General features: G+C 60.7%; 23 protein-coding genes. 11 read left to right on the plus strand and 12 right to left on the minus strand.

Features of this window, described 5'->3' with window-relative positions:
* Window positions 1-39: 39 nt before the first annotated feature.
* The 3 genes from N5D22_RS01785 to N5D22_RS01795 form a co-directional block, all read right to left on the minus strand.
* Window positions 40-993: an acetyl-CoA carboxylase carboxyltransferase subunit alpha gene (locus N5D22_RS01785; protein ID WP_279655821.1), complete on the minus strand. Its 954-nt coding sequence runs from the start codon at window positions 991-993 to the stop codon at window positions 40-42.
* A gap of 62 nt (window positions 994-1,055) precedes the next feature.
* Window positions 1,056-2,051, minus strand: a complete 996-nt coding sequence (gene xerD / locus N5D22_RS01790) for a site-specific tyrosine recombinase XerD (RefSeq protein WP_279655822.1) — start codon at window positions 2,049-2,051, stop codon at window positions 1,056-1,058.
* A complete protein-coding gene (locus N5D22_RS01795) occupies window positions 2,048-2,221 on the minus strand; it encodes a histidine kinase (RefSeq protein ID WP_279655823.1) in 174 nt (57 codons plus the stop codon). The genes xerD and N5D22_RS01795 overlap by 4 nt, the downstream gene beginning before the upstream one ends.
* A gap of 188 nt (window positions 2,222-2,409) precedes the next feature.
* Here N5D22_RS01795 and N5D22_RS01800 point away from each other — a divergent pair, with 188 nt between their 5' ends.
* Both N5D22_RS01800 and aroB read left to right on the plus strand, forming a co-directional pair.
* Window positions 2,410-3,000 (plus strand): shikimate kinase, encoded by a 591-nt coding sequence (locus N5D22_RS01800; protein WP_279655824.1) that lies wholly within the window; start codon window positions 2,410-2,412, stop codon window positions 2,998-3,000.
* Window positions 2,997-4,130 carry a 3-dehydroquinate synthase gene (gene aroB / locus N5D22_RS01805; protein WP_279655825.1) on the plus strand — a complete coding sequence of 378 codons (1,134 nt, stop codon included), beginning with the start codon at window positions 2,997-2,999 and terminating at the stop codon, window positions 4,128-4,130. Before N5D22_RS01800 ends, aroB begins: the two co-directional genes overlap by 4 nt.
* 224 nt (window positions 4,131-4,354) lie before the next feature.
* On the opposite strand, the gene N5D22_RS01810 is transcribed toward aroB, so the two are convergent.
* Window positions 4,355-4,636 (minus strand): BolA family transcriptional regulator, encoded by a 282-nt coding sequence (locus N5D22_RS01810; protein WP_279655826.1) that lies wholly within the window; start codon window positions 4,634-4,636, stop codon window positions 4,355-4,357.
* A 114-nt stretch (window positions 4,637-4,750) separates the two neighbouring features.
* Here N5D22_RS01810 and N5D22_RS01815 point away from each other — a divergent pair, with 114 nt between their 5' ends.
* From N5D22_RS01815 to N5D22_RS01830, 4 genes are all read left to right on the plus strand, one after another.
* Window positions 4,751-5,386: a J domain-containing protein gene (locus tag N5D22_RS01815; protein WP_279655827.1), complete on the plus strand. Its 636-nt coding sequence runs from the start codon at window positions 4,751-4,753 to the stop codon at window positions 5,384-5,386.
* Between the two features lie 68 nt (window positions 5,387-5,454).
* Entirely contained in the window at window positions 5,455-6,444 is a 990-nt protein-coding gene (cobS, locus tag N5D22_RS01820; RefSeq protein WP_004445672.1) for a cobaltochelatase subunit CobS, read from the plus strand.
* A gap of 107 nt (window positions 6,445-6,551) precedes the next feature.
* On the plus strand, window positions 6,552-8,456 hold the full coding sequence (gene cobT, locus N5D22_RS01825) for a cobaltochelatase subunit CobT (protein WP_279655861.1): 1,905 nt from the start codon (window positions 6,552-6,554) through the stop codon (window positions 8,454-8,456).
* Window positions 8,457-8,493: 37 nt separating this feature from the next.
* A complete protein-coding gene (locus N5D22_RS01830) occupies window positions 8,494-9,471 on the plus strand; it encodes an esterase-like activity of phytase family protein (RefSeq protein WP_279655828.1) in 978 nt (325 codons plus the stop codon).
* A gap of 3 nt (window positions 9,472-9,474) precedes the next feature.
* Here the strand turns inward: N5D22_RS01830 and N5D22_RS01835 are convergent, their stop codons facing one another.
* The 3 genes from N5D22_RS01835 to rpmB form a co-directional block, all read right to left on the minus strand.
* Window positions 9,475-9,810 (minus strand): pentapeptide repeat-containing protein, encoded by a 336-nt coding sequence (locus N5D22_RS01835; RefSeq protein ID WP_035262327.1) that lies wholly within the window; start codon window positions 9,808-9,810, stop codon window positions 9,475-9,477.
* A gap of 90 nt (window positions 9,811-9,900) precedes the next feature.
* The gene (locus tag N5D22_RS01840) at window positions 9,901-10,545 is read right to left on the minus strand and encodes a queuosine precursor transporter (protein ID WP_279655829.1); all 645 of its coding nucleotides are present in this window, start codon (window positions 10,543-10,545) and stop codon (window positions 9,901-9,903) included.
* Between the two features lie 157 nt (window positions 10,546-10,702).
* Window positions 10,703-10,993: a 50S ribosomal protein L28 gene (rpmB, locus tag N5D22_RS01845; protein WP_003509888.1), complete on the minus strand. Its 291-nt coding sequence runs from the start codon at window positions 10,991-10,993 to the stop codon at window positions 10,703-10,705.
* A 252-nt stretch (window positions 10,994-11,245) separates the two neighbouring features.
* On the opposite strand from rpmB, the gene N5D22_RS01850 reads away from it, so the two are divergent.
* Window positions 11,246-12,019: a DUF3108 domain-containing protein gene (locus N5D22_RS01850; protein ID WP_279655830.1), complete on the plus strand. Its 774-nt coding sequence runs from the start codon at window positions 11,246-11,248 to the stop codon at window positions 12,017-12,019.
* Window positions 12,020-12,226: 207 nt separating this feature from the next.
* On the opposite strand, the gene N5D22_RS01855 is transcribed toward N5D22_RS01850, so the two are convergent.
* Window positions 12,227-12,667, minus strand: a complete 441-nt coding sequence (locus N5D22_RS01855; RefSeq protein ID WP_279655831.1) for a cupin domain-containing protein — start codon at window positions 12,665-12,667, stop codon at window positions 12,227-12,229.
* Complete coding sequence (gene gloB / locus N5D22_RS01860; RefSeq protein WP_279655832.1) at window positions 12,667-13,437, minus strand: hydroxyacylglutathione hydrolase; 771 nt, start codon at window positions 13,435-13,437, stop codon at window positions 12,667-12,669. The genes N5D22_RS01855 and gloB overlap by 1 nt, the downstream gene beginning before the upstream one ends.
* A gap of 105 nt (window positions 13,438-13,542) precedes the next feature.
* Between gloB and N5D22_RS01865 the strand changes: the two genes are divergently transcribed.
* The 3 genes from N5D22_RS01865 (at window position 13,543) to N5D22_RS01875 (ending at window position 16,424) form a co-directional block, all read left to right on the plus strand.
* Entirely contained in the window at window positions 13,543-14,304 is a 762-nt protein-coding gene (locus N5D22_RS01865) for a class I SAM-dependent methyltransferase (protein WP_279655833.1), read from the plus strand.
* Between the two features lie 84 nt (window positions 14,305-14,388).
* Window positions 14,389-15,495, plus strand: a complete 1,107-nt coding sequence (hisC, locus tag N5D22_RS01870; protein WP_279655834.1) for a histidinol-phosphate transaminase — start codon at window positions 14,389-14,391, stop codon at window positions 15,493-15,495.
* Window positions 15,495-16,424, plus strand: a complete 930-nt coding sequence (locus tag N5D22_RS01875; RefSeq protein ID WP_279655835.1) for a prephenate/arogenate dehydrogenase family protein — start codon at window positions 15,495-15,497, stop codon at window positions 16,422-16,424. The genes hisC and N5D22_RS01875 overlap by 1 nt, the downstream gene beginning before the upstream one ends.
* A 115-nt stretch (window positions 16,425-16,539) precedes the next feature.
* Here N5D22_RS01875 and N5D22_RS01880 read toward each other — a convergent pair whose 3' ends face one another.
* Window positions 16,540-17,541, minus strand: coding sequence for a DUF2125 domain-containing protein (locus tag N5D22_RS01880; protein WP_279655836.1), 1,002 nt, complete (start codon window positions 17,539-17,541; stop codon window positions 16,540-16,542).
* Window positions 17,542-17,590: 49 nt separating this feature from the next.
* Here N5D22_RS01880 and N5D22_RS01885 point away from each other — a divergent pair, with 49 nt between their 5' ends.
* The gene (locus N5D22_RS01885) at window positions 17,591-18,142 is read left to right on the plus strand and encodes a gamma-glutamylcyclotransferase (RefSeq protein WP_279655837.1); all 552 of its coding nucleotides are present in this window, start codon (window positions 17,591-17,593) and stop codon (window positions 18,140-18,142) included.
* Here the strand turns inward: N5D22_RS01885 and N5D22_RS01890 are convergent.
* Complete coding sequence (locus tag N5D22_RS01890) at window positions 18,115-18,912, minus strand: 1-acyl-sn-glycerol-3-phosphate acyltransferase (RefSeq protein WP_279655838.1); 798 nt, start codon at window positions 18,910-18,912, stop codon at window positions 18,115-18,117. The genes N5D22_RS01885 and N5D22_RS01890 overlap by 28 nt on opposite strands.
* Before the next feature lie 113 nt (window positions 18,913-19,025).
* Window positions 19,026-19,742 carry a YdcF family protein gene (locus N5D22_RS01895; RefSeq protein WP_279655862.1) on the minus strand — a complete coding sequence of 239 codons (717 nt, stop codon included), beginning with the start codon at window positions 19,740-19,742 and terminating at the stop codon, window positions 19,026-19,028.
* Window positions 19,743-19,852: the final 110 nt, after the last annotated feature.

Consider the following 19,852-nt stretch of genomic DNA (forward strand, 5'->3'; position numbering starts at 1 on the left):
GGCCGAGTTGGGGCGATATTCAAGGAAAATAAGGCCGCCTCAGAGATTGCGGCCGATATCCAGGAATTTCTGGCGGCGTTCGGCGCGCAGCTGTGTGCCTGAGCGCTGCGAAAGATCGGCCAGAGCCTTGGCGATGACGTCACCCGTGGCATTGATGACGGTCTCGGGATCGCGATGTGCGCCGCCGATCGGTTCGGGAATGATGCCGTCGATGACGCCGAGCGATTTCAGGTCTTCCGAGGTGATCTTCATGTTGGTTGCGGCTTCCTTGGCGCGGGTCGAATCGCGCCAGAGAATGGAGGCCGCACCTTCCGGCGAGATCACCGAATAGATCGCATGTTCGAGCATGTAGACGCGGTTGCCGGTGGCGATCGCGATTGCGCCGCCCGAGCCACCTTCGCCGATGACGACGGAGACGATCGGCACCTTCACGTTGAGGCACATTTCCGTCGAGCGGGCGATGGCTTCGGCCTGGCCGCGCTCTTCCGCGCCGACGCCGGGATAGGCGCCTGCCGTATCGATGAGGGTGACGACCGGCAGCGAGAAACGGTCGGCCAGTTCCAGCACGCGGATCGCCTTGCGGTAACCTTCCGGGCGCGGGCTGCCGAAATTATGCTTCAGGCGGCTTTTGGTGTCGTTGCCCTTTTCCTGGCCGATGATGGCGACGGGCTGACCGTTGAAGCGGGCAAGGCCGGCCTGGATGGCGGCGTCCTCGGCAAATTTGCGGTCGCCGGCCAGCGGCGTGAAATCGGTGAACAGCGCCTTGGCGTAATCGACGAAATGCGGACGCTGCGGATGGCGCGCGACCTGCGTTTTCTGCCAGGCGTTCAGCTTGGAATAGATGTCCTGCATCGCGTCGTTGACGCGCGATTCCAGACGGTTGATCTCCTCCGAGGTGTCTATGCTCTCGTCTTCATCGGCAAGCTTCTTCAGCTCGATGATCTTGCCCTCAAGGTCCGAGATAGGTTTTTCGAAGTCGAGATAATTGTGCATGAGATCCGTTTCCGATCGTTTTGCGCAAGGTTTGACCGGATTATCCGGCGGTTCCGGTCGCTCTAATCAAGGTTTTTGCCCTGTTTGGCAAGGGGGTGATGTGTTTGTACCAGCTCTTGCAAGCGTTCTTCCAGCACATGTGTATAGATTTGTGTCGTGGAAATGTCGGAATGGCCGAGCAGTTCCTGTACCGCGCGCAAATCCGCGCCGTTCTGCAGAAGGTGGCTGGCAAAGGCGTGGCGCAGCACATGCGGCGATATCGCAGACGGGGTCAGGCCCGCACGGATGGCGATGTCCTTGAGGTCGCGGGCAAAGACCTGGCGGGGCAGGTGGCCTCCCTTGCTGTTGGAAGGAAACAGCCACGGGCTCTCCGGCGTCTCCGGTTTTTTCTGCGAAGCGGCCGCCTTGCTTTTCTCCGACGCAAGCGCCTTTCTGGCAGCCTCGTATTTTTCCATCGCCTCGATGGCGGCGCGGGAAAGAAGAACCATGCGGTCCTTGTTGCCCTTGCCGCGTATCATCAGGAAGCGGCCTTCCTGACGCAGCACCTTGACCGGCAGCGAGACGAGTTCGCTCACACGCATGCCGGTGGCATAAAGCAGTTCGAGCAGCAGATGCATGCGGATGCGGGCAAGCTGGCCGGGACCGTATGTGGCGGCTTCCTGCGCCGCGAGGCCAAGAAGCCTGTTTACATCGGCGACGCTCATCGTTTTCGGCAGGGCGAAGCCTTTCCTCGGCGCATCGATGATGCCGGTCGGGTCGTCGCCGCGCAGCCCTTCCGAATAAAGAAAACGATAGAACTGCCGCATGGAGGAAAGGCGTCTCGCCTGTGAGGTTGCCGCAAAGCCCTGAGCGGAAAGATGGGTCAGATAGGCGGAAAGGTCAGGCGTCTGCGCCTGCGTCAAGGACTGGCCGCGCTGACCGAGAAATTCGCGCAGGTCGGAAAGATCGCGTTCGTAAGAGGAGAGCGTGTTGGCCGCTGCCCCGCGTTCGGCGCTCATCATTTCGAGAAAACTTTCCAGCCGCGCGCCGTCGCGCCCTGCCGCCTGTTGACCGCTCATGGGGTGCGCCTTGCCGGTTCCGTCGACGGCGGGTTCAGCCGCTCGGAGGGGATACGTACCGTCACCTCGCGGTCGCGCGGTTGAACGACCATGACGAGCAGCACCATGCCGCCATAGATCAGCCCCGCGATGGTCGCCAGTATCATCGTGAAGCGGAAGAGGGTGGGCATGGCGGCTCCGTGAAGGTGGCGGTCGAAATCTATATGCGGTGCGGCGAAAGCGGCGACAAGATCAAAATGCCCGCTCAGCCCCGCGCCGCATGCGGCGTTGATTGTGATTCACCGCAATTCAGTCAGCAATTTGGCTTGACGCTTCGTAAACATTTGCAGATATCCATGCCAAACGGGCTTTCAAATCTATGAATGAAACGAATTTATCCGTCCCGGCCACACTCGGGGAGCAAGCGCGGGCAAAGCTCGGACGGCGCAACATCGTCTTCGTCGGGCTGATGGGGGCTGGAAAGTCGGCGGTGGGCCGCATGGTCGCCCAGCAGCTCAAGGTTCCTTTCATCGATACGGATGTCGAAATCGAGCGCGTTTCGCGCATGACGATATCGGAACTTTTCGCCACCTATGGCGAGGAGGAATTCCGGGCGCTGGAAACGCGGGTCATCAAGCGGCTGCTGCGCGGCGGCCCCAAGGTCATTTCCACCGGCGGCGGCGCCTTCATCAACGACAATACCCGCCGGCACATCACGCGCGGCGGCATTTCATTGTGGCTGAAGGCCGATCTCGAGGTTTTGTGGGAAAGGGTAAACAAGCGCGATCATCGCCCGCTTCTCAAGACCGAAAATCCCAAGGCGACGCTCGCGGCGCTGATGGAGAAGCGCTATCCAATCTATGCGGAAGCGGACATGACCATCGAATCCCGTGATGTCCGCAAGGAAATCATCGTGACCGAAGTGCTGACCGCCATCGCCGGCATCGAACAGAAAGACCGATCCCCATGACGCCTTCCGAAATCCACGCCGATGAACGTCTCGTCCATGTGCCGCTCGGCGAGCGTGCCTATGACATTCTGATCGGGCCGGGGTTGATCGGCCGGGCGGGCGGCGAGATTTCGGCGCGGCTGAAGGGCCGGCGCGCGGCGATCATCACCGATGAACATGTCGCGCCGCTTTACCTCGAAGGCCTGATGGATAGCCTGCAGACGGATGGCATCGAGGCCGTCTCGCTCACCCTGCCGTCAGGCGAGAAGACCAAGAGCTTCGAACATCTGGTCACCGTCTGCGATGCGGTTCTGGCCGCAAGGGTGGAGCGCAACGATGCGGTGATCGCGCTCGGCGGCGGTGTGATCGGCGATCTCGCCGGTTTTGCAGCGGGCATCGTGCGCCGTGGCGTGCGCTTCGTGCAGATACCGACGTCGCTTCTGGCGCAGGTCGATTCCTCCGTCGGCGGCAAGACCGGCATCAACAGCCGCCATGGCAAGAACCTTATCGGCGTTTTCCATCAGCCCGATCTGGTGCTGGCGGATACGGCGGTGCTCGATACGCTGAGCCCGCGTGAGTTCCGCGCCGGTTATGCCGAAGTGGTGAAGTACGGGCTGATCGACAAACCGGATTTCTTCTTCTGGCTGGAAAAGAACTGGGATGACATCCGCACCGGCGGCCCCGCCCGCATCCAGGCGATTGCGACCAGTTGCCAGGCGAAAGCCGATGTGGTGGTGGCCGACGAGAAGGAAAATGGCGTGCGCGCCCTTCTGAACCTCGGCCATACATTCGGCCATGCGCTGGAGGCGGCGACCAATTATGACAGCAAGCGGCTGGTACATGGCGAAGGCGTCGCCATCGGCATGGTGCTGGCGCACCAGTTCTCCGCCCGCCTCAACCTCGCAAGCCCTGACGATGCCGCCCGCGTCGAGGCGCATCTGAAGGCCGTCGGCCTGCCGACGACGATGAAGGATATTCCCGGCGAGTTGCCGCCGGTCGAAACGCTGATGACGGCAATCGCGCAGGACAAGAAGGTCAAGGGCGGCAAGCTCACCTTCATCCTTACCCACGGCATCGGCCAGTCCTTCGTGGCCGACGATGTGGCTGCATCCGAGGTGCAGTCCTTCCTGTCGGAAAAGCATCCGGGGTAATATTTTGAGCGATACGGTGAGGGCGCCCCCTCATCGCCTCGCTTCGCTCCGGCACTTCTCCCCGGCGGGGAGAAGAACAAGCCATGATGGCAATGCCATACGAGACAGCGTTGGTTCAGCTTAGATTGAGGTCAGAGCTTTGAGCACGGGGCTGCCGCCCGGTTTCTTCTCCCCGCCGGGGAGAAGGTGGCCCGCAGGGCCGGATGAGGGGGCTTGCTCGAGGTTTAAAACCGCACCGCTTCCCCCGGTGCCGCCGCCTCTATGGCGAGCGCATGCAGTCCGGCACCGAGTTCCGGTTTCAAAAGCGCGTTGATCGCCCGGTGGCGCTCGACGCGAGACTTGCCGGAAAAGCTTTCCGACACTATCTGAACACGCATATGCGTCTCGCCCGTGCCGGTAATATCAGGCTGGTGGCCGGCATGCATCAGGCTTTCATCGACGACCCTCAGGCGCTCCGGTGAAAAGCTTTCCCGAAGCTTCGTTTCTATGCGTTCTCGCAGGGACATGCGACGGGCTCCATTCTCGTTGGCTGGTCTTGAAGGGGGCTACCTAAAAGCCAGCAACATTCCGCTTTGTCAATTCTTGTTGTGCGGCTTTTCGCACCCCATAATCAGGGCATCATGAAACTGGATTCGAAATATTTCGATCGCATCCGCACGCGCCGGAAAAGGGAGAGGGAACCTGAGGTTCAGGCCCCGACCTGCCAGTGGGACGGATGCGACAAACCGGGTATTCACCGGGCACCCGTCGGCCGCAATGCCGAGGGGCAATTCTTCCTGTTCTGTTTTGAGCACGTGAAGGAATACAACAAGGGTTATAATTATTTTTCCGGCCTGTCCGACAGCGAGATCGCCCGTTACCAGAAGGAAGCGATCACCGGCCATCGCCCCACCTGGACAGTGGGCGTCAACAAGACGGCGCGCGACAGCCCGCTGCATTCCACGCTGCGTTCCGGCACGGCGAGCGGCAATGCCCGTATCCGCGATCCTTTCGGCTTTACCGGCGGGTTTGCGGGCGGCGCAAGGGCAGGCGGCACCCGCATGCAGCAGGACCGCAAGCTGAAGACGCTGGAGGCAAAAGCCTTCGATACGCTCGGTCTTTCTTCCACCGCGAAGCAGGAAGACATAAAAAGGCGCTACAAGGAGCTTGTCAAAAAGCACCATCCTGATGCTAATGGTGGCGATCGTGGTTCGGAAGAACGTTTTCGGGCTGTTGTTCAAGCATATCAATTGTTAAAGCAGTCAGGTTTCTGCTAAGCCAACTTACGTGTTTACCGCCTGATTGATGATGTGGCCGGGTGGCTGCCGCCCGCCTTGGAGACGTGATGAGCAAAATCGACCTTGATATTTCCAACCTGCCCGACACGACGGTGTCCGTGCGGGAGGTTTTCGGCATTGATACGGATCTGCGGGTTCCCGCCTATTCCCAGGGCGACGCCTATGTGCCTGACCTTGATCCCGACTATCTTTTCGATCGCGACACGACGCTTGCGATCCTTGCCGGTTTTGCTCACAACCGACGTGTCATGGTCTCCGGTTTCCACGGCACGGGTAAATCCACCCATATCGAGCAGGTGGCCGCCCGCCTGAACTGGCCCTGCGTGCGCGTCAACCTCGACAGCCATGTCAGCCGTATCGACCTCGTCGGCAAGGACGCCATCGTCCTGAAGGACGGCAAGCAGGTTACCGAATTCAAGGACGGCATTCTGCCCTGGGCCTATCAGCACAATGTCGCGCTCGTCTTCGATGAATATGATGCTGGCCGTCCGGATGTGATGTTCGTCATCCAGCGCGTGCTGGAATCGTCCGGCCGCCTGACCCTGCTCGACCAGAGCCGCGTCATCCGTCCTCACCCGGCCTTCCGCATTTTCGCAACCGCCAACACCATCGGCCTTGGCGATACGACCGGCCTTTATCACGGCACGCAGCAGATCAACCAGGCGCAGATGGACCGCTGGTCCATCGTCACCACGCTGAACTACCTGCCGCATGAGCAGGAAGTGAACATCATCGCCGCCAAGGTGAAGAGCTTCGACAATCCGAAGGGCCGTGAAACCGTCTCCAAGATGGTGCGCGTGGCCGATCTCACCCGTTCGGCGTTCATCAATGGCGATCTTTCCACCGTCATGAGCCCGCGTACCGTCATCACCTGGGCGGAAAATGCGGAAATCTTCGGCGATCTCGCCTTTGCCTTCCGTGTGACCTTCCTCAACAAGTGTGATGAGCTGGAGCGCACGCTGGTGGCCGAGCAATATCAGCGGGCTTTCGGCGTCGAGCTGAAGGAAAGCGCCGCGAACATCGTTCTCAGCGCCTGATCATCCCCGGCTTGTCCGGAGAAGATCACCGATGACTTGAAGACGCCGGTGGCGCGCGTGATCTTCCGATCGCGTGCCGCAGGCGCCGACAAATGACAGGAAAGACAATGGCAGGGCGCGGCGACAATTCCAGAGCAAAACCGGGTACGGCGGTCGATACGGAACCGTTGCGTCAGGCGATTGCCGGATGCGTGCGATCCGTCGCCGGCGATGCCGAAGTCGAAGTCGTCTTCGCCAATGAGCGGCCGGGTCTTGCCGGCGAGCGCATGCGCCTGCCGGAAATTTCCAAGAAACCGACGGCGCAGGAAATCGCCATCACCCGCGGCCTCGGCGATTCCATGGCGCTGCGCCTTGCCTGCCATGATGCCGACACCCATGCGGTGATGTCGCCGCAGGGCGCCGAAGCGCGGCTGATCTTCGATGCGGTGGAACAAGCGCGTGTGGAATCCATCGGCGCGCTGCGCATGCCGGGCATGGCTTCCAATATCCAGGCCATGAATACCGAAAAATATGCCAAGGCCAACTTCGCCGGCATCAACAACAAGGACGATGCACCGCTTGCAGAAGCCGTGGCGCTTTTGGTGCGCGAGAAGCTGACGGGTGAGAAGCCGCCGGAAAGCGCCGGCAAGGTTGTCGATCTGTGGCGCGATTTCATCGAGGACAAGGCGGCCGGCGACCTCAAGGATCTTTCGAACGTCATCACCGACCAGAAGGCGTTTTCGCGGCTGGTGCGCAAGATGCTGACCTCCATGCAGATGGCGGAAGATTTCGGCGACGAGGATAACGAGCCCGAGAGCCAGGAGGCGGAATCCAACGAGGACCAGCCGCGCACCAACGAGACCGAGGAAGAACAGGTCGAGGAAGAGGCTGGCTCCGACGCGACGCCCGCCGATGAAAACGAGGCCTCGCAGGAGGAGATGGAAGAAGGCGAGATGGACGGCGCCGAGATGTCGGACGAGGAAATGTCCGACGATCTCGACGAGGATTCCGAGACGCCCGGCGAGACCCGCCGTCCCAACAGCCCCTTCGACGATTTCAACGAGAAGGTCGATTACCGCATCTTCACCCAGGAATTCGACGAGGAAATCCACGCCGAGGAACTGTGCGACGAGGCCGAGCTGGACCGTCTGCGCGCTTTCCTCGACAAGCAGCTCGCTCATCTTCAGGGCGCGGTCGGGCGCTTAGCGAACCGGCTGCAGCGCCGCCTGATGGCGCAGCAGAACCGTTCCTGGGACTTCGATCTGGAAGAGGGCTATCTCGATCCGGCCCGCCTCGTCAGGCTCATCATCGATCCCATGCAGCCGCTTTCCTTCAAGAAGGAGCGCGATACCAAGTTCCGCGATACCGTGGTTTCGCTCGTCATCGACAATTCCGGCTCGATGCGCGGCCGTCCGATCACGGTTGCGGCCACCTGCGCCGATATTCTGGCGCGCACACTGGAGCGCTCCGGCGTGAAGGTGGAGATTCTGGGCTTCACCACCAAGGCCTGGAAGGGCGGACAATCGCGCGAACAGTGGCTTGCCAATGGCAAGCCGGCGTCGCCGGGCCGTCTCAACGATCTGCGCCATATCATCTACAAGTCGGCGGACGCTCCGTGGCGGCGCGCCCGGCGCAATCTCGGCCTGATGATGCGCGAGGGCCTGCTGAAGGAAAATATCGACGGCGAAGCGCTGATGTGGGCGCATAACCGCCTGATCGGCCGCCCCGAGCAGCGCAAGATCATGATGATGATCTCCGACGGCGCGCCGGTGGACGATTCGACCCTGTCGGTCAATCCCGGCAATTATCTGGAGCGGCACCTGCGCGCCGTCATCGAGCAGATCGAAACGCGCTCACCGGTGGAACTGCTGGCAATCGGTATCGGCCACGATGTGACGCGTTATTATCGCCGCGCCGTGACCATCGTGGATGCGGACGAGCTGGCCGGCGCGATGACCGAGCAGCTTGCGGCGCTCTTCGAGGATACGAGCGGCGCTTCCGGTTCGTCCCGCAGGGTTCGCCGTGCGGGATAAGCGGGGTCGGGCTTCTTCCGCCTGCAAAACGTTTGCAATGGCCGCCATTCTGGCGGCCGCATCGCTGTGTCCGGTTTCCATCGGCGCTTCCACCATCGATGTGCCGGTAAGCGTGCGTCTGCTCTCCTCTTTCGAAGTCGGCACCAGCGAAAAACGTTTCGGCAAGCTGGAATTTATCGGCGGCATGGTGATGAGCGCGCCGGAAAAGCTGTTCGGAGCGATATCCTCCATCCGTTTCCGCCCCAATGGGGAGGATTTCGTTGCGGTGCTGGATACCGGCCATTGGCTGACGGGCAGGGTCTTGCGTGACGCTCGCGGTGCTTTGTCCGGGCTTGCCGATGCCCGCATCACCCCCATGCTGGACATGAGCGGGCGCGAACCGCCGCGCAAGATGGAGATGGATGCGGAAGGGCTGGCGCTGCGCGACGGCAGGGTTTTCGTCAGTTACGAGCAGCGCCACAGGATCGATCTCTATCCCGATCCGGGCTTTGCCACCTCGAAGCCGCTCGGCCGCCTGCCGCATCTCATCCCCAATAATGAGCTGCGCCATAATGGCGGCATGGAGGCTCTCGCGGTATCGCCGGCCGATTCGCCGCTCGCCGGCGCTCTGGTCGTGGTGGCCGAAAAAAGCATCGATACGGACGGCAATCTTCTCGCCGCCATATTGGAAGGTCCGCTCAAGGGCACCTTTGCCGTTACCCACCATCCATCCTTTGATGTGACTGACGGCGCGTTCCTGCCCAATGGCGACCTGCTGCTTCTTGAGCGCCGCTTCAATTTCGCCGAAGGTGTGGGCATGCGCATCCGCCGCATCCGTGGTGCCGATATCAGGCCGGGCGCGGTGGTGGATGGCGAAATTCTCATGGAAGCCGGCATGGCCTACCAGATCGACAATATGGAAGGCATGGATGTGGTGAAGGGGCCGGATGGCTCGACGCGCCTCATCATCGTTTCCGATGACAATCACTCGTTCCTCCAGCGCAACCTGATGCTGGAATTCAAGCTGGTGGAGTGAATATCAGGCCTGCTGCTGTGCCGCCTTGTAGGCAGCCATCAGATCCTCGACGGGAATGCCGTCGATCTTCATGCCGGTCATCCGGCATGACGTTATCTGCGCGCCTGAAAGGTTGGAGTTGCTCAGTTTCAGACCGGAAAAATTGACGTCATCGATCGACCAGCCGGACATGTTGTTATCCGTGAACGACGCACCCGACAAATTGATATTGTTGAAGCTCGCCCCGGAAAGATTGACGTTGTCGAAGACCGTGCCGGAAAGATTGACGTCGTTGAAGGTTGAGCCTGAAAGCGTGGCGCTGACAGCCTCCACGATGTCGATAACGTCCTTGATCTGCATGTCGACCTGCCTCCGCGCGGTGCCTCGAACGACAGACTGCAATGCTGACGGCTGGCTTGCAAGCGCGATTTGATCCGCGCTTGCCAGGTCTCAAACGCGGCCCGTTTTTACGGCGCCCGGCATCGGCTTCAGCGTGTTCATCAGCGCGCCGTAGGGCAGGAGCATGACGAGGCCGACGAGAACCTTTACCGAAAGATCACCCAGCGCCCAGGAAATCCAACGGGGCGCTTCCACGGCGAAGACACCGAGAATGGGAGCGTTTTCGATGGCGAAGGCATCGTTGGGGCCGACGAAGGAGAAGCTTGCGGCGAAGGCGATGGAGAAGAACAGGGCCGTATCCAGCACCGATCCCAGCATGGAGCCGGCGAGCGGTGCATGCCACCAGCGCTGGCGGCGCAGGCGGTTGAAAACGGAAATATCCAGCAGCTGGCCGATCAGATAGGCGGTGCCGGAAGCGACCGCGATGCGCGGAATGGATGTCCAGAAGGACAGCGTGACCCCGACGACGAAGCCGGCAAGCACGACGCGGCGCGCGATGGAGGGGCCGAACTGGCGGTTGGTCAGATCAGTGACGAGGAAGGCGATCGGATAGGTGAAGGCGCCCCAGGTCAGGAGGTCGCCGAGATTGACGCCGAACAGCGAGCCTGAAAGCGGGTATTGCACCAGTATATTCGATGCGACGACCACCATCGTCATCAAGAGAACGTAGATCAGCGTATAGCGCAGATAGGGCATTTTTTTATCCTGGGTGATGCCACCAGTTAGAGCCAAACATCGGGCCGAAAAGCCTAAAACAGTTTTCGGAAACTCCAATGCAACTAAGAACAAACAAAAGGCTTGAGCGGCAAAAGCCATTCAAGCCCTCTGAATATCGATGATGTCGAAACCGCTATTAAGCAGCTTCGGCCGTCTTCTTGGCGATCTGGCGGCGCAGGAGACGAGCGCGCATGCTCAGTTCGTTTTCGCCGGACTTCAGAAGGAAGGCATCGAGGCCGCCACGGTGTTCAACGGAGCGCAGAGCGGCTGCGGAAACACGCAGGCGGAAGCGCTGGCCGAGAGCATCGGAGATCAACGTGACCTGGCAGAGGTTCGGAAGGAACCGGCGCTTGGTCTTGTTGTTGGCGTGGCTGACGTTGTTGCCCGTCTGGACGCCCTTGCCGGTCAATTCGCATACACGGGACATGGGTACACCTATTTCGTTTCGTCTGTTTCACCACTGGCTCGCCACCGGCAAAACCGGGGTGGCAATCCAACTGGCCATGATTGGAAAGTTGCGGTTCTATAGTCAGACGAGACTTAACAGTCAAGCCGCTCGCGATCAAATGAAAGGAAATTCCGGCGTTTTCAACCGGCATCCGCTTTTTTATTGCCACAAGTCAGCGTATATGATCGCCCGATAAGGCCGCTTCCGCGCCTCTTTTAAGGTGATATCGAAATGATTGCCAGAGGAAAAAGCATTTTCGTGGCCGCGACAATGGCGTTAACGGGCGTCTCCCCCTCGCTCGCCGCCGAAGCGCGCCACACCAGTGAATACAGCATCAATCTCGGCATTTTGCCGATTGCCAGGGCGAGCTTCTCGACTCGCATGGATGGACCGAATTATTCGATCTCCGGTTCCTTCAGCGCCGCCGGCCTTGCCAGCATCCTCAAGGATATTTCCGGCAAGACGACGGTATCAGGCGCCAAGCGCGGCCACCGGCTGCAGGCCAACGAATATTCGCTGGTCTACAAGGACGGCAAGCGGGTGCGCACCTATGATGTTGTCTATCGCAACGGCAATGTCACATCGACGACGGTGAAACCTGAGCAGAAGACGCGGCCGGACAACTGGGTGGACGTGAAGGATCGCGATCTGCGCTCGGTTCTCGATCCGATTTCCGGTCTCATCATTCCCGCCGGCGGCCGCATCTGCCCGACTCGCCTGCCGATCTATGACGGCGAATCGCGACTCGATCTGGTTTTGAGCTCCAGCGGCACCAAGCCTTTCAAGACCAACGGTTTTAATGGCGACGCCATCGTCTGCAAGGCGCGTTATGTGCCGAAGTCGGGTTACAGGCAGGGTCGCAAGGATATCGAATATCTGAAATCCATCTCCATGGAGATCTGGTTCGCCAAGTCGAACAACATGGATGTCTATGCGCCCGTCTATGCCATCATTCCGACCCGGGTGGGGCAGGTCTATATTACGGCGACGAAATACGGCGGCTGACCAAGATTGATGGCAGGACAATTGAAAGCAGACGTTGCCGCGCGTTTCTTCTCCCCGTTCGGGGAGAAGGTGGCCCGAAGGGTCGGATGAGGGGGCACCCTCTCCTGATATCGCTACCCTTGCCCCCTCATCCCGCTGCCGCGGACTTCTCCCCCTCGGGGAGAAGAAACAAGCGGAGCACGACCGGGCCTCTAATTGCTCTCAGGATTATGCTGCATCACCCGGCGACCAGCCGGGCTCTGCCATAACGAAGCTCGAAAAGGCAAAGCCCGGCGAGACGGTGCAGCCGACGAGGGTGAAATCGCCTAGGCTTTCGGCCGATTGCCAGCAATTGGCGGGAACGATGACCTGCGGGCGCTCGCCTTCAAGAATGGCGGGGCCGAGCGTGAAGGTCTGCACTTCCCGGCCGTCCTGCGAAAGATGCAATGCGATGGGCGCGCCGGCATAATAGTGCCAGACCTCCACCGCATCGGTGACCCGGTGCCAGTGCGAGCGGTCGCCCTTTTCCAGGAGATAATAGATCGCCGTCGAATGTCCGCGCTCGCCGCCTGCCCTGTCGCGGAATGTCTGGTGGTAAAAACCGCCCTCGGGATGCGGCTCCAGTCCCAGTTCGCGAATGATCGCCTGCGCCGATATTTCCGTTCCCATCAGAAATTGTCCTTGCGTGTGCGGATTTCTGCGAAAACATCGGCATCGGCGGCGCTTTCAAGGCCAAGATATTTGCGGATGCTGGCATCGGCCACCCGCATATAGGGATTGGTCTGTTTTTCGAGCCCGATGGTGGTGGGAATGGTGAATTCATTCGCCCGCCGCGCCGTCTCGATGTGGGCCGCGCGCGCGCTCAGCACAGCGTTCTCCGGATCGACGGTGAGGGCAAAACGGGCGTTCGTCAGCGTATATTCATGGCCGAAATAAACCTTGGTCTCATCCGGTAGCGCCATGAGTTTCTGGAAGGAATGCCACATATCCGCCGCCGGGCGTTCGAACAGGCGGCCGCAGCCCATGGCAAACAGCGTATCGGCGGCAAACAGCAGCCCGTCATCGGGCAGATAATAACAGATATGCCCCGCCGTATGGCCGGGCGTGGCGATGACCTGAACGCGGCGGCCGGCGAATTCGAATTCGTCGCCATCGGCCTGCGAACGGTCGAGACCGGGGATCGCAACCGCCTCGTCATAGGGGCCGTGGATTTCACAGCTGAACTTGTCCTTCAGCGCCAGATTGGCTTCCACATGGTCCTGATGGTGATGGGTGGTGAAGATATGGGTGAGCTTCCAGCCATGGCCGTCGAGCGCCTGCAGGATGGGGCCTTCCTCTGGGGCGTCGATGGCGGCGGTCGCGCCGCTTTCGGGGTCGTGCAGGAGAACCCCGAAATTGTCGCTGCGGCAAAGAAAGACGTCTATTTCCAAAGGTTTCATCGTATCCTCTCCATTTGCCGGCCAGAACCGGCGCATTCGTCCGCCTGACCTTCTATGTAAGGGCGAACACCTTGAAGTCCAACCGCTCAATGCTACATTCTCGTCATGAATACCGATATCGTCGATCTGCGCGAATTCTATCATTCTCCGCTTGGCCGCTCGGCCGAGCAGGCGATCACCATGGCGCTTTCGACGCTATGGCCGCCCTTGCCGGAAGAGCGGCTCGTCGGTCTCGGTTATGCGGTGCCGTTTCTGGAACGGTTCCGCCGCGATACGGAACGCACCTTCGCCTTCATGCCCGCGGGGCAGGGGGCGGTGAACTGGCCGGCGGGCGAGCTTTCCTCCACGGCGTTGGTCTTCGATGAAGAACTGCCGCTGCCCGATTCGTCGGTGGACCGGGTCCTGATGGTGCATGCGCTGGAATTTGCTGAAAATCCGCGTGAAAGCCTGAAGGAATTGTGGCGGGTGCTGGCGCCCGGCGGCCGTCTGGTGATCGTGGTGCCGAACCGGCGCGGCGTCTGGGCGCGTATGGAGCATACGCCCTTCGGTTCCGGCCGGCCCTATTCCCGCGGGCAGCTGACGGCGCTTCTGCGCGAAACCAATTTCACGCCGGGCGCCACCGCCGAGGCGCTGTTTTTCCCGCCCACCACCAGCCGACCGGTGCTGAAATTCCGCCGTTATCTCGAACATACCGGCCGTCGTCTCTGGCCGCTGTTTTCCGGCGTCATCGTGGTGGAGGCCCAGAAGCGTCTCTATCAGGGATTGCCCGTCACCCAGCGCGCCTCGCGTCGCGTTTTTGTGCCTGTGCTGGCCCCGCAGGGGGTGCCCACCACCCGCACTGCCGCAAGCCAAGGAAAGCCGCGCTGACCCTCGACAAAGCGCCCATTCCGGTCTAATGCCTCCGGCATTGTTTTTGCCGGGTTCTCCGGCGCTTTTCCAAAGGTCGATCAAATGAGTGCAGAGCTTAGCCAACCTGTTCCGCGTCCGGGTATTCTGGATATCGCCGCTTATGTTCCGGGCAAGGAACATGTGGACGGCGTTGCGAAGGTTTATAAGCTCTCCTCCAACGAAACGCCGCTTGGGCCGAGCCCGAAAGCCATCGAAGCTTTCGGCACGGCTGCCAGCCATCTGGAAATCTATCCGGACGGTCAGGCGATCGCGCTGCGTCAGGCGATTGCCGACGTGCACGGTCTCAACATCGCGAATATCATGTGCGGCAACGGTTCGGACGAGCTTCTCGGCCTGCTTTGCCACGTCTATCTGGGCGCGGGCGATGAGGCGATCATCACCGAACACGGTTTCCTCGTTTACAAGATCCAGATCATGGGTGCGGGCGCGACCCCGGTGACGGTGAAGGAAAAGGATTGTGCGGTGGATGTGGACGCGATCCTCGCCGCCGTGACGCCGAAGACCAAGATGGTTTTTGTCGCCAATCCGGGCAATCCCACCGGCACCTATGTTCCGGTCGCGGAAATCCGTCGCCTGCAGACCGGCCTGCCGAAACATGTCGTGCTGGTGCTGGATGCGGCCTATGCCGAATATGTTCGCAAGAATGACTACGAGGCCGGTCTCGAGCTGGTCTCCGGCAACCGCAACGTGGTGATGACCCGCACCTTCTCCAAGGTCTACGGTCTGGCCGCCCTGCGCGTCGGCTGGATGTATGGCCCGGCCGCCGTCATCGATGCGCTGAACCGCGTGCGCGGCCCGTTCAACATGAGCGCGCCGGCCATTGCTGCCGGTGCTGCGGCTATCCGGGATCAGGCCTTCGTGGAGAAGGCCGTGGCGCACAACACGCTGTGGATGGACAGGCTGGTCACGACCTTTACCGGTCTCGGCCTCACCGTCACGCCTTCCGTCACCAATTTCATCCTCATCCATTTCCCGGATCAGGACGGCAAGCGGGCAACGGATGCCGACGAGTTCCTGAGCCGCCGCGGTTACATTCTGCGTGCGGTGCGCGGCTACGGTTTCCCGAATGCACTGAGAATGACCGTCGGTTCGGAAGAGGCCAATCTCGGCGTTATCGCGGCCCTCACCGAGTTCATGGGGCAGGCGTGATGGCTGAGATCATGTTTGAACGCATCGCGCTGATCGGCATCGGCCTGATCGGCTCGTCGATTGCCCGCGATGTCAGGGAGCTGGGGCTTGCCCGCCACGTGACGATTTCCACCCGCAGCGAAGACACGCTGAAACGGGCGGAGGAGCTGGCGCTTGGCACGGATTACACCGTTTCGGCGGCGGAAGCGGTGAAGGATGCCGATCTCGTCATCGTCTCGGTGCCGGTCGGCGCCTCGGAAAGCGTGGCGCGGCAGATCGCGCCGCATCTGAAGCCGGGCGCCATCGTGACCGATGTCGGCTCCACCAAGGCTTCGGTCATCGCGCAGATGGCGCCGCATATGCCTGACACTGTGCATTTTATTCCCGGCCATCCCCTGGCTGGTACGGAAAAATCCGGCCCGGATGCCGGTTTCGCCGGCCTCTTCCGCGACCGCTGGTGCATCTTCACCCCACTTGAGGGTACGGATGCCGCGGCGCTGGAAAAGCTGAAGGATTTCTGGCGGGCGCTCGGCTCTCGCGTCGACGAGATGGATGCCGAGCACCATGACAAGGTCCTGGCGATCGTTTCGCATCTGCCGCATATCATCGCCTACAACATCGTCGGCACGGCGGATGATCTCGAGACGGTGACCGAATCGGAAGTGATCAAATATTCCGCCTCCGGTTTCCGTGACTTTACCCGCCTGGCCGCCTCAGACCCGACCATGTGGCGCGATGTCTGCCTGCACAACAAGGATGCCATCCTTGAAATGCTGGCGCGGTTTTCCGAAGACCTCGCCTCCCTGCAAAGAGCGATCCGCTGGGGAGAGGGAGACAAGCTGTTCGAGCTGTTTTCCCGCACCCGTGCCATCCGCCGCTCCATCGTGCAGGCCGGTCAGGACGTCGACGCACCGGATTTCGGGCGTCATGCGCTGGATCAGAAGAAGTAGGGTTTATCCAGCTTATTGTCGTTTTGAGATTTGATCCGGCCCATCACGCCCGCCGGCAAAGTGCAAAGCCTCCTCGGGTCAAGCCCGAGGATGACGTCGAGTATAAAGCAATCCCTCAGATCGGCGGGATATTCCCAAGCGGAATAAAACCGCTGACTGTGGCGCGGCCGCGGTTAACGACGAGATCGACGGACGCCCTGTCGCCGCCGCCGGCGAGTGCGCCGAGCAGCTTGCGGGCCGTGTCGATGGTGGATTGCAGCTGTGGGAACGCCTGCTTGGCATTGTCGGACCAGGCGCCGAGCTTGTCGATTTCCAGCTTGAACTGGCCGGAAAGATAACCCTCATTGTCGAAGGAGAACGGGCCGCTGATGCTCATGACACGGCCTTCGCCGATATCGGCCATCAGCCGGCGAAGCTGGCCGCTCGCGCCATAAAGTCCTGATCTGTCGCTGCCATCCACCATGCCCGCCTTGCCGGCGAGCGTGACATCAACGATGGCGTCGAGACGGGGAAGAACCTGCGGCCAGTCCTTGATGACGGTCGCCGAATTGGTGAGCGTGATTGCGCCGTCGAGATCGGCCCCGTTCTGGCGCAGATGCATTTCCGTTTTGACGGCATCGAAATCGATGGTCTGGCCGGTGACGGAGGAGACCGCCTGCGCCTTCAGCCCGTCAATGACGAGCGAACTGCGATCAATACCCTTCAGCTTGGTGACGATGCTGGACTGCATGTTCTGCCAGGTGGCCGAGACTGTCAGGCCATGGGCGGAGCGGATTTCCGCGGGCGAATCCAGTTCCCAGACGATATGGCCGGGATTATAGACCTGCGCCGCCGAGCGCAATTGCCCGAAAGACGCGGAAACGCCGTTGCCGCTGTCGTCCACCGTCACTTTGGAGCAGAAGAGGCCGATACGGAAGGGATAACCCCTGAAGGCGATATCGCCGCATTCGCCGCTGACGCTGCGGGCCTGCGAGGGGGCAATGACGTTCAGAACCGTCTGTTTCAGCCTGTCGGCGGCGTAAAACCACCCGGCGGTATAAAGTCCTGTCACCACCACGATGGCGATGGCGAGCCAGAGGAATTTTTTGGCGGTGCCGGATTGGCTTGACGCTGCCATATTGATCTCCGATGAACAGACTTCAGACAATTTCGATTTGGCTTGGGATATGGACGATTTTTGGGTCTTTGGCTACGGTTCGTTGATGTGGAACCCCGGCTTCGCTTTTGAGGAGAGGCAGCAGGCCCGGTTGCACGGCTATCGGCGCTCACTCTGCATCAGTTCCAATTTTTACAGGGGCACGGAAGAAAAGCCTGGCCTCGTTCTCGGCCTGGAACGCGGCGGCTCCTGCCTCGGCGTCGCTTTCCGCGTGCGGGGCAAGGACCGCGATCCCGTCATGGCTTATCTGCGTGAGCGCGAGTTGGTGACGAATGTCTACAAGGAACGGGTGGTTGCCATCGGGCTTTCCGATGGCAGGCGCGGCAGCGCCGTGACCTATGTGGCCGATCCCGCGCATGAGCAATATATCGGTGGTCTTGGCGTCGCCGAATCGGCCGTGATCATCGCGGCCGCATCGGGTCGCTCCGGGCCGAACACGGATTATGTCTTCAACACCGTGCAGCATCTGCAGGAGATGGGTATTCGCGATTCGCTGCTGGAGAGCATCGCCAGGAATGTCGGCACGCTCGCCGCTCAGCCGGCGGCGGCTTCCGTGCCCTGAAGTTCGGCGATCCGCTTTACGGCGGTCGGCGGCAGCGGCAGATGCGGGTTGTTGCGCACGGTTTCCAGCAGCAATTCATCGCTCGCCTTTTCCGTCACATCGATCAGCCGCTTGAAAAACACGTCGGGGTCCAGCCCCGGCTCGATGGCCGGCAGAATACGCACCTTGAAATGGCCGGGATAGCGCATGGTGGAACGGCGCGGCCAGAAGAGGCCGGGGTGCATGGCGACGGGAATGACCGGAACCTGCAGATCGCGGTAAAGCCTTGCGATGCCGTAACGATATTCGGGTTCCGCCCCCGGCGGGCGGCGCGTGCCTTCCGGATAGATGATGAGTTCGCGGCCGGCGGCCATTTCCTCTTTCGCCCGCTCCATCACCTTCAGCATCACCTTGCCGCGTGCGGCGCGGTTGACTGGTATCATGCGCTGTTTCATCACATACCAGCCGAACAGCGGAATCCACATCAATTCCCGTTTCAGAATATAAACGGGGTCGGGCAGGTTGGGCAGCAGCGCATAGGTATCCCAGAAGGACTGGTGCTTGGGCGCAAAGATGCAGCCGGTTTCAGGAATGTTTTCCAGCCCTTCGATCTCGAAGGTGGTGCCGACGATGGTTTTCATCAGCCAATGGTTGGAGCGCGCCCAGTTCTTGGGAATTTCGAAGGCGATCTTGCGAGGCAGGATGAAATAGATCGGCGTCAGCACGATCATGCGGACAATCAGGTTGAGATAAAACAGCGTATTGAAAAGAAAAGAGCGCAGCTTGAGCATCAACAACCTTCCCGGGATGCAGCCGTTCCGAAACTTTGCGCGCCTCGATGCCGGATGCCGATGCCAGACGCCTACACGAAAACACCGGGCCGCAGCAAGGGCGTTCTCGCAGGTCAGGACGACGCGGATGTCACCTTTATCGGGGAATGGCCGGCAGCGGCCTTGCGCAGGCCATCGCCCTTGCCGAAGCCGGTCAGGTCGCGTCCGGCCGCCGCCACGAACTTCAGATATTCGTAGAGCATGGTTCTGACCACATCCGGCTCCACGAACCAGTTGGTGCGGGCGAGATCGGCGCTGATGACGGGATAGGCGATGAATAGCGTGTGCGGGCTGGCGTTGCGCAGCTCATGCAGGCTGCGATGCATGTGGTAATTATTGGTGACGACGACGATGGAGGAATAATTGTGGTCGCGTATCCAGCTGGCCGCCTCGTTGGCGTTGCCGATCGTGTCGATCGCCTTGTAGCCCATGTCCACGCAGCAGGAAAACATGTCGGATGAACCTTGCGTCATCTTGCGGATCTGCGAACGGGTGGTGGCGGGGTTGACACCTGATATCAAAAGCCGTTTGCCCACACCGTCTCTCAGCAGGCCAACCGCCTGCTCGATACGCTGATAACCGCCGGTCAGAACGATGATGGCGTCGCCTCTCGCCCCCTCCGGCGGGCGCATGGAGGCGACGGAATCGGCAAACCACAGGAAACCGCCGGAAAATGCGCCGAGTGTGATGACGCAGAGCAGGATAAAGCCGCGAATAATACGGCGCAGAGGACCGCGCCGCGACAACAGGCCCTTTCTGGCCGGCCGCGTCGTCGTCTGATCCTGGTCCATCCGACTCACAAACATTCCTCCTGAATACTCGCCGATTAAGGCAAGGAACAGGCATTTTTGTCCACCGTCCGCAGGTTACATCCGGCTTGTAACGGTTTCAGCTTTCCCGC

Origin of the sequence: Agrobacterium sp. GD03872 (genome assembly GCF_029840625.1) — a bacterium.
Lineage (GTDB): Bacteria > Pseudomonadota > Alphaproteobacteria > Rhizobiales > Rhizobiaceae > Agrobacterium > Agrobacterium fabrum_A.

Coding starts and splice junctions, on each gene's coding strand:
- N5D22_RS01840 (WP_279655829.1), bottom strand. CDS start 10,545: ATGCCCTATCTGCGCTATACGCTGATCTACGTTCTCTTGATGACGATG.
- N5D22_RS01875 (WP_279655835.1), top strand. CDS start 15,495: ATGGCTGAGATCATGTTTGAACGCATCGCGCTGATCGGCATCGGCCTG.
- N5D22_RS01855 (WP_279655831.1), bottom strand. CDS start 12,667: ATGGGAACGGAAATATCGGCGCAGGCGATCATTCGCGAACTGGGACTG.
- N5D22_RS01895 (WP_279655862.1), bottom strand. CDS start 19,742: ATGGACCAGGATCAGACGACGACGCGGCCGGCCAGAAAGGGCCTGTTG.
- N5D22_RS01800 (WP_279655824.1), top strand. CDS start 2,410: ATGAATGAAACGAATTTATCCGTCCCGGCCACACTCGGGGAGCAAGCG.
- N5D22_RS01830 (WP_279655828.1), top strand. CDS start 8,494: ATGGCCGCCATTCTGGCGGCCGCATCGCTGTGTCCGGTTTCCATCGGC.
- xerD (WP_279655822.1), bottom strand. CDS start 2,051: ATGAGCGGTCAACAGGCGGCAGGGCGCGACGGCGCGCGGCTGGAAAGT.
- N5D22_RS01850 (WP_279655830.1), top strand. CDS start 11,246: ATGATTGCCAGAGGAAAAAGCATTTTCGTGGCCGCGACAATGGCGTTA.
- rpmB (WP_003509888.1), bottom strand. CDS start 10,993: ATGTCCCGTGTATGCGAATTGACCGGCAAGGGCGTCCAGACGGGCAAC.
- N5D22_RS01835 (WP_035262327.1), bottom strand. CDS start 9,810: ATGCAGATCAAGGACGTTATCGACATCGTGGAGGCTGTCAGCGCCACG.
- gloB (WP_279655832.1), bottom strand. CDS start 13,437: ATGAAACCTTTGGAAATAGACGTCTTTCTTTGCCGCAGCGACAATTTC.
- hisC (WP_279655834.1), top strand. CDS start 14,389: ATGAGTGCAGAGCTTAGCCAACCTGTTCCGCGTCCGGGTATTCTGGAT.
- cobT (WP_279655861.1), top strand. CDS start 6,552: ATGGCAGGGCGCGGCGACAATTCCAGAGCAAAACCGGGTACGGCGGTC.
- N5D22_RS01880 (WP_279655836.1), bottom strand. CDS start 17,541: ATGGCAGCGTCAAGCCAATCCGGCACCGCCAAAAAATTCCTCTGGCTC.
- N5D22_RS01890 (WP_279655838.1), bottom strand. CDS start 18,912: ATGCTCAAGCTGCGCTCTTTTCTTTTCAATACGCTGTTTTATCTCAAC.
- N5D22_RS01810 (WP_279655826.1), bottom strand. CDS start 4,636: ATGTCCCTGCGAGAACGCATAGAAACGAAGCTTCGGGAAAGCTTTTCA.
- cobS (WP_004445672.1), top strand. CDS start 5,455: ATGAGCAAAATCGACCTTGATATTTCCAACCTGCCCGACACGACGGTG.
- N5D22_RS01865 (WP_279655833.1), top strand. CDS start 13,543: ATGAATACCGATATCGTCGATCTGCGCGAATTCTATCATTCTCCGCTT.
- N5D22_RS01785 (WP_279655821.1), bottom strand. CDS start 993: ATGCACAATTATCTCGACTTCGAAAAACCTATCTCGGACCTTGAGGGC.
- N5D22_RS01795 (WP_279655823.1), bottom strand. CDS start 2,221: ATGCCCACCCTCTTCCGCTTCACGATGATACTGGCGACCATCGCGGGG.
- aroB (WP_279655825.1), top strand. CDS start 2,997: ATGACGCCTTCCGAAATCCACGCCGATGAACGTCTCGTCCATGTGCCG.
- N5D22_RS01815 (WP_279655827.1), top strand. CDS start 4,751: ATGAAACTGGATTCGAAATATTTCGATCGCATCCGCACGCGCCGGAAA.
- N5D22_RS01885 (WP_279655837.1), top strand. CDS start 17,591: ATGGACGATTTTTGGGTCTTTGGCTACGGTTCGTTGATGTGGAACCCC.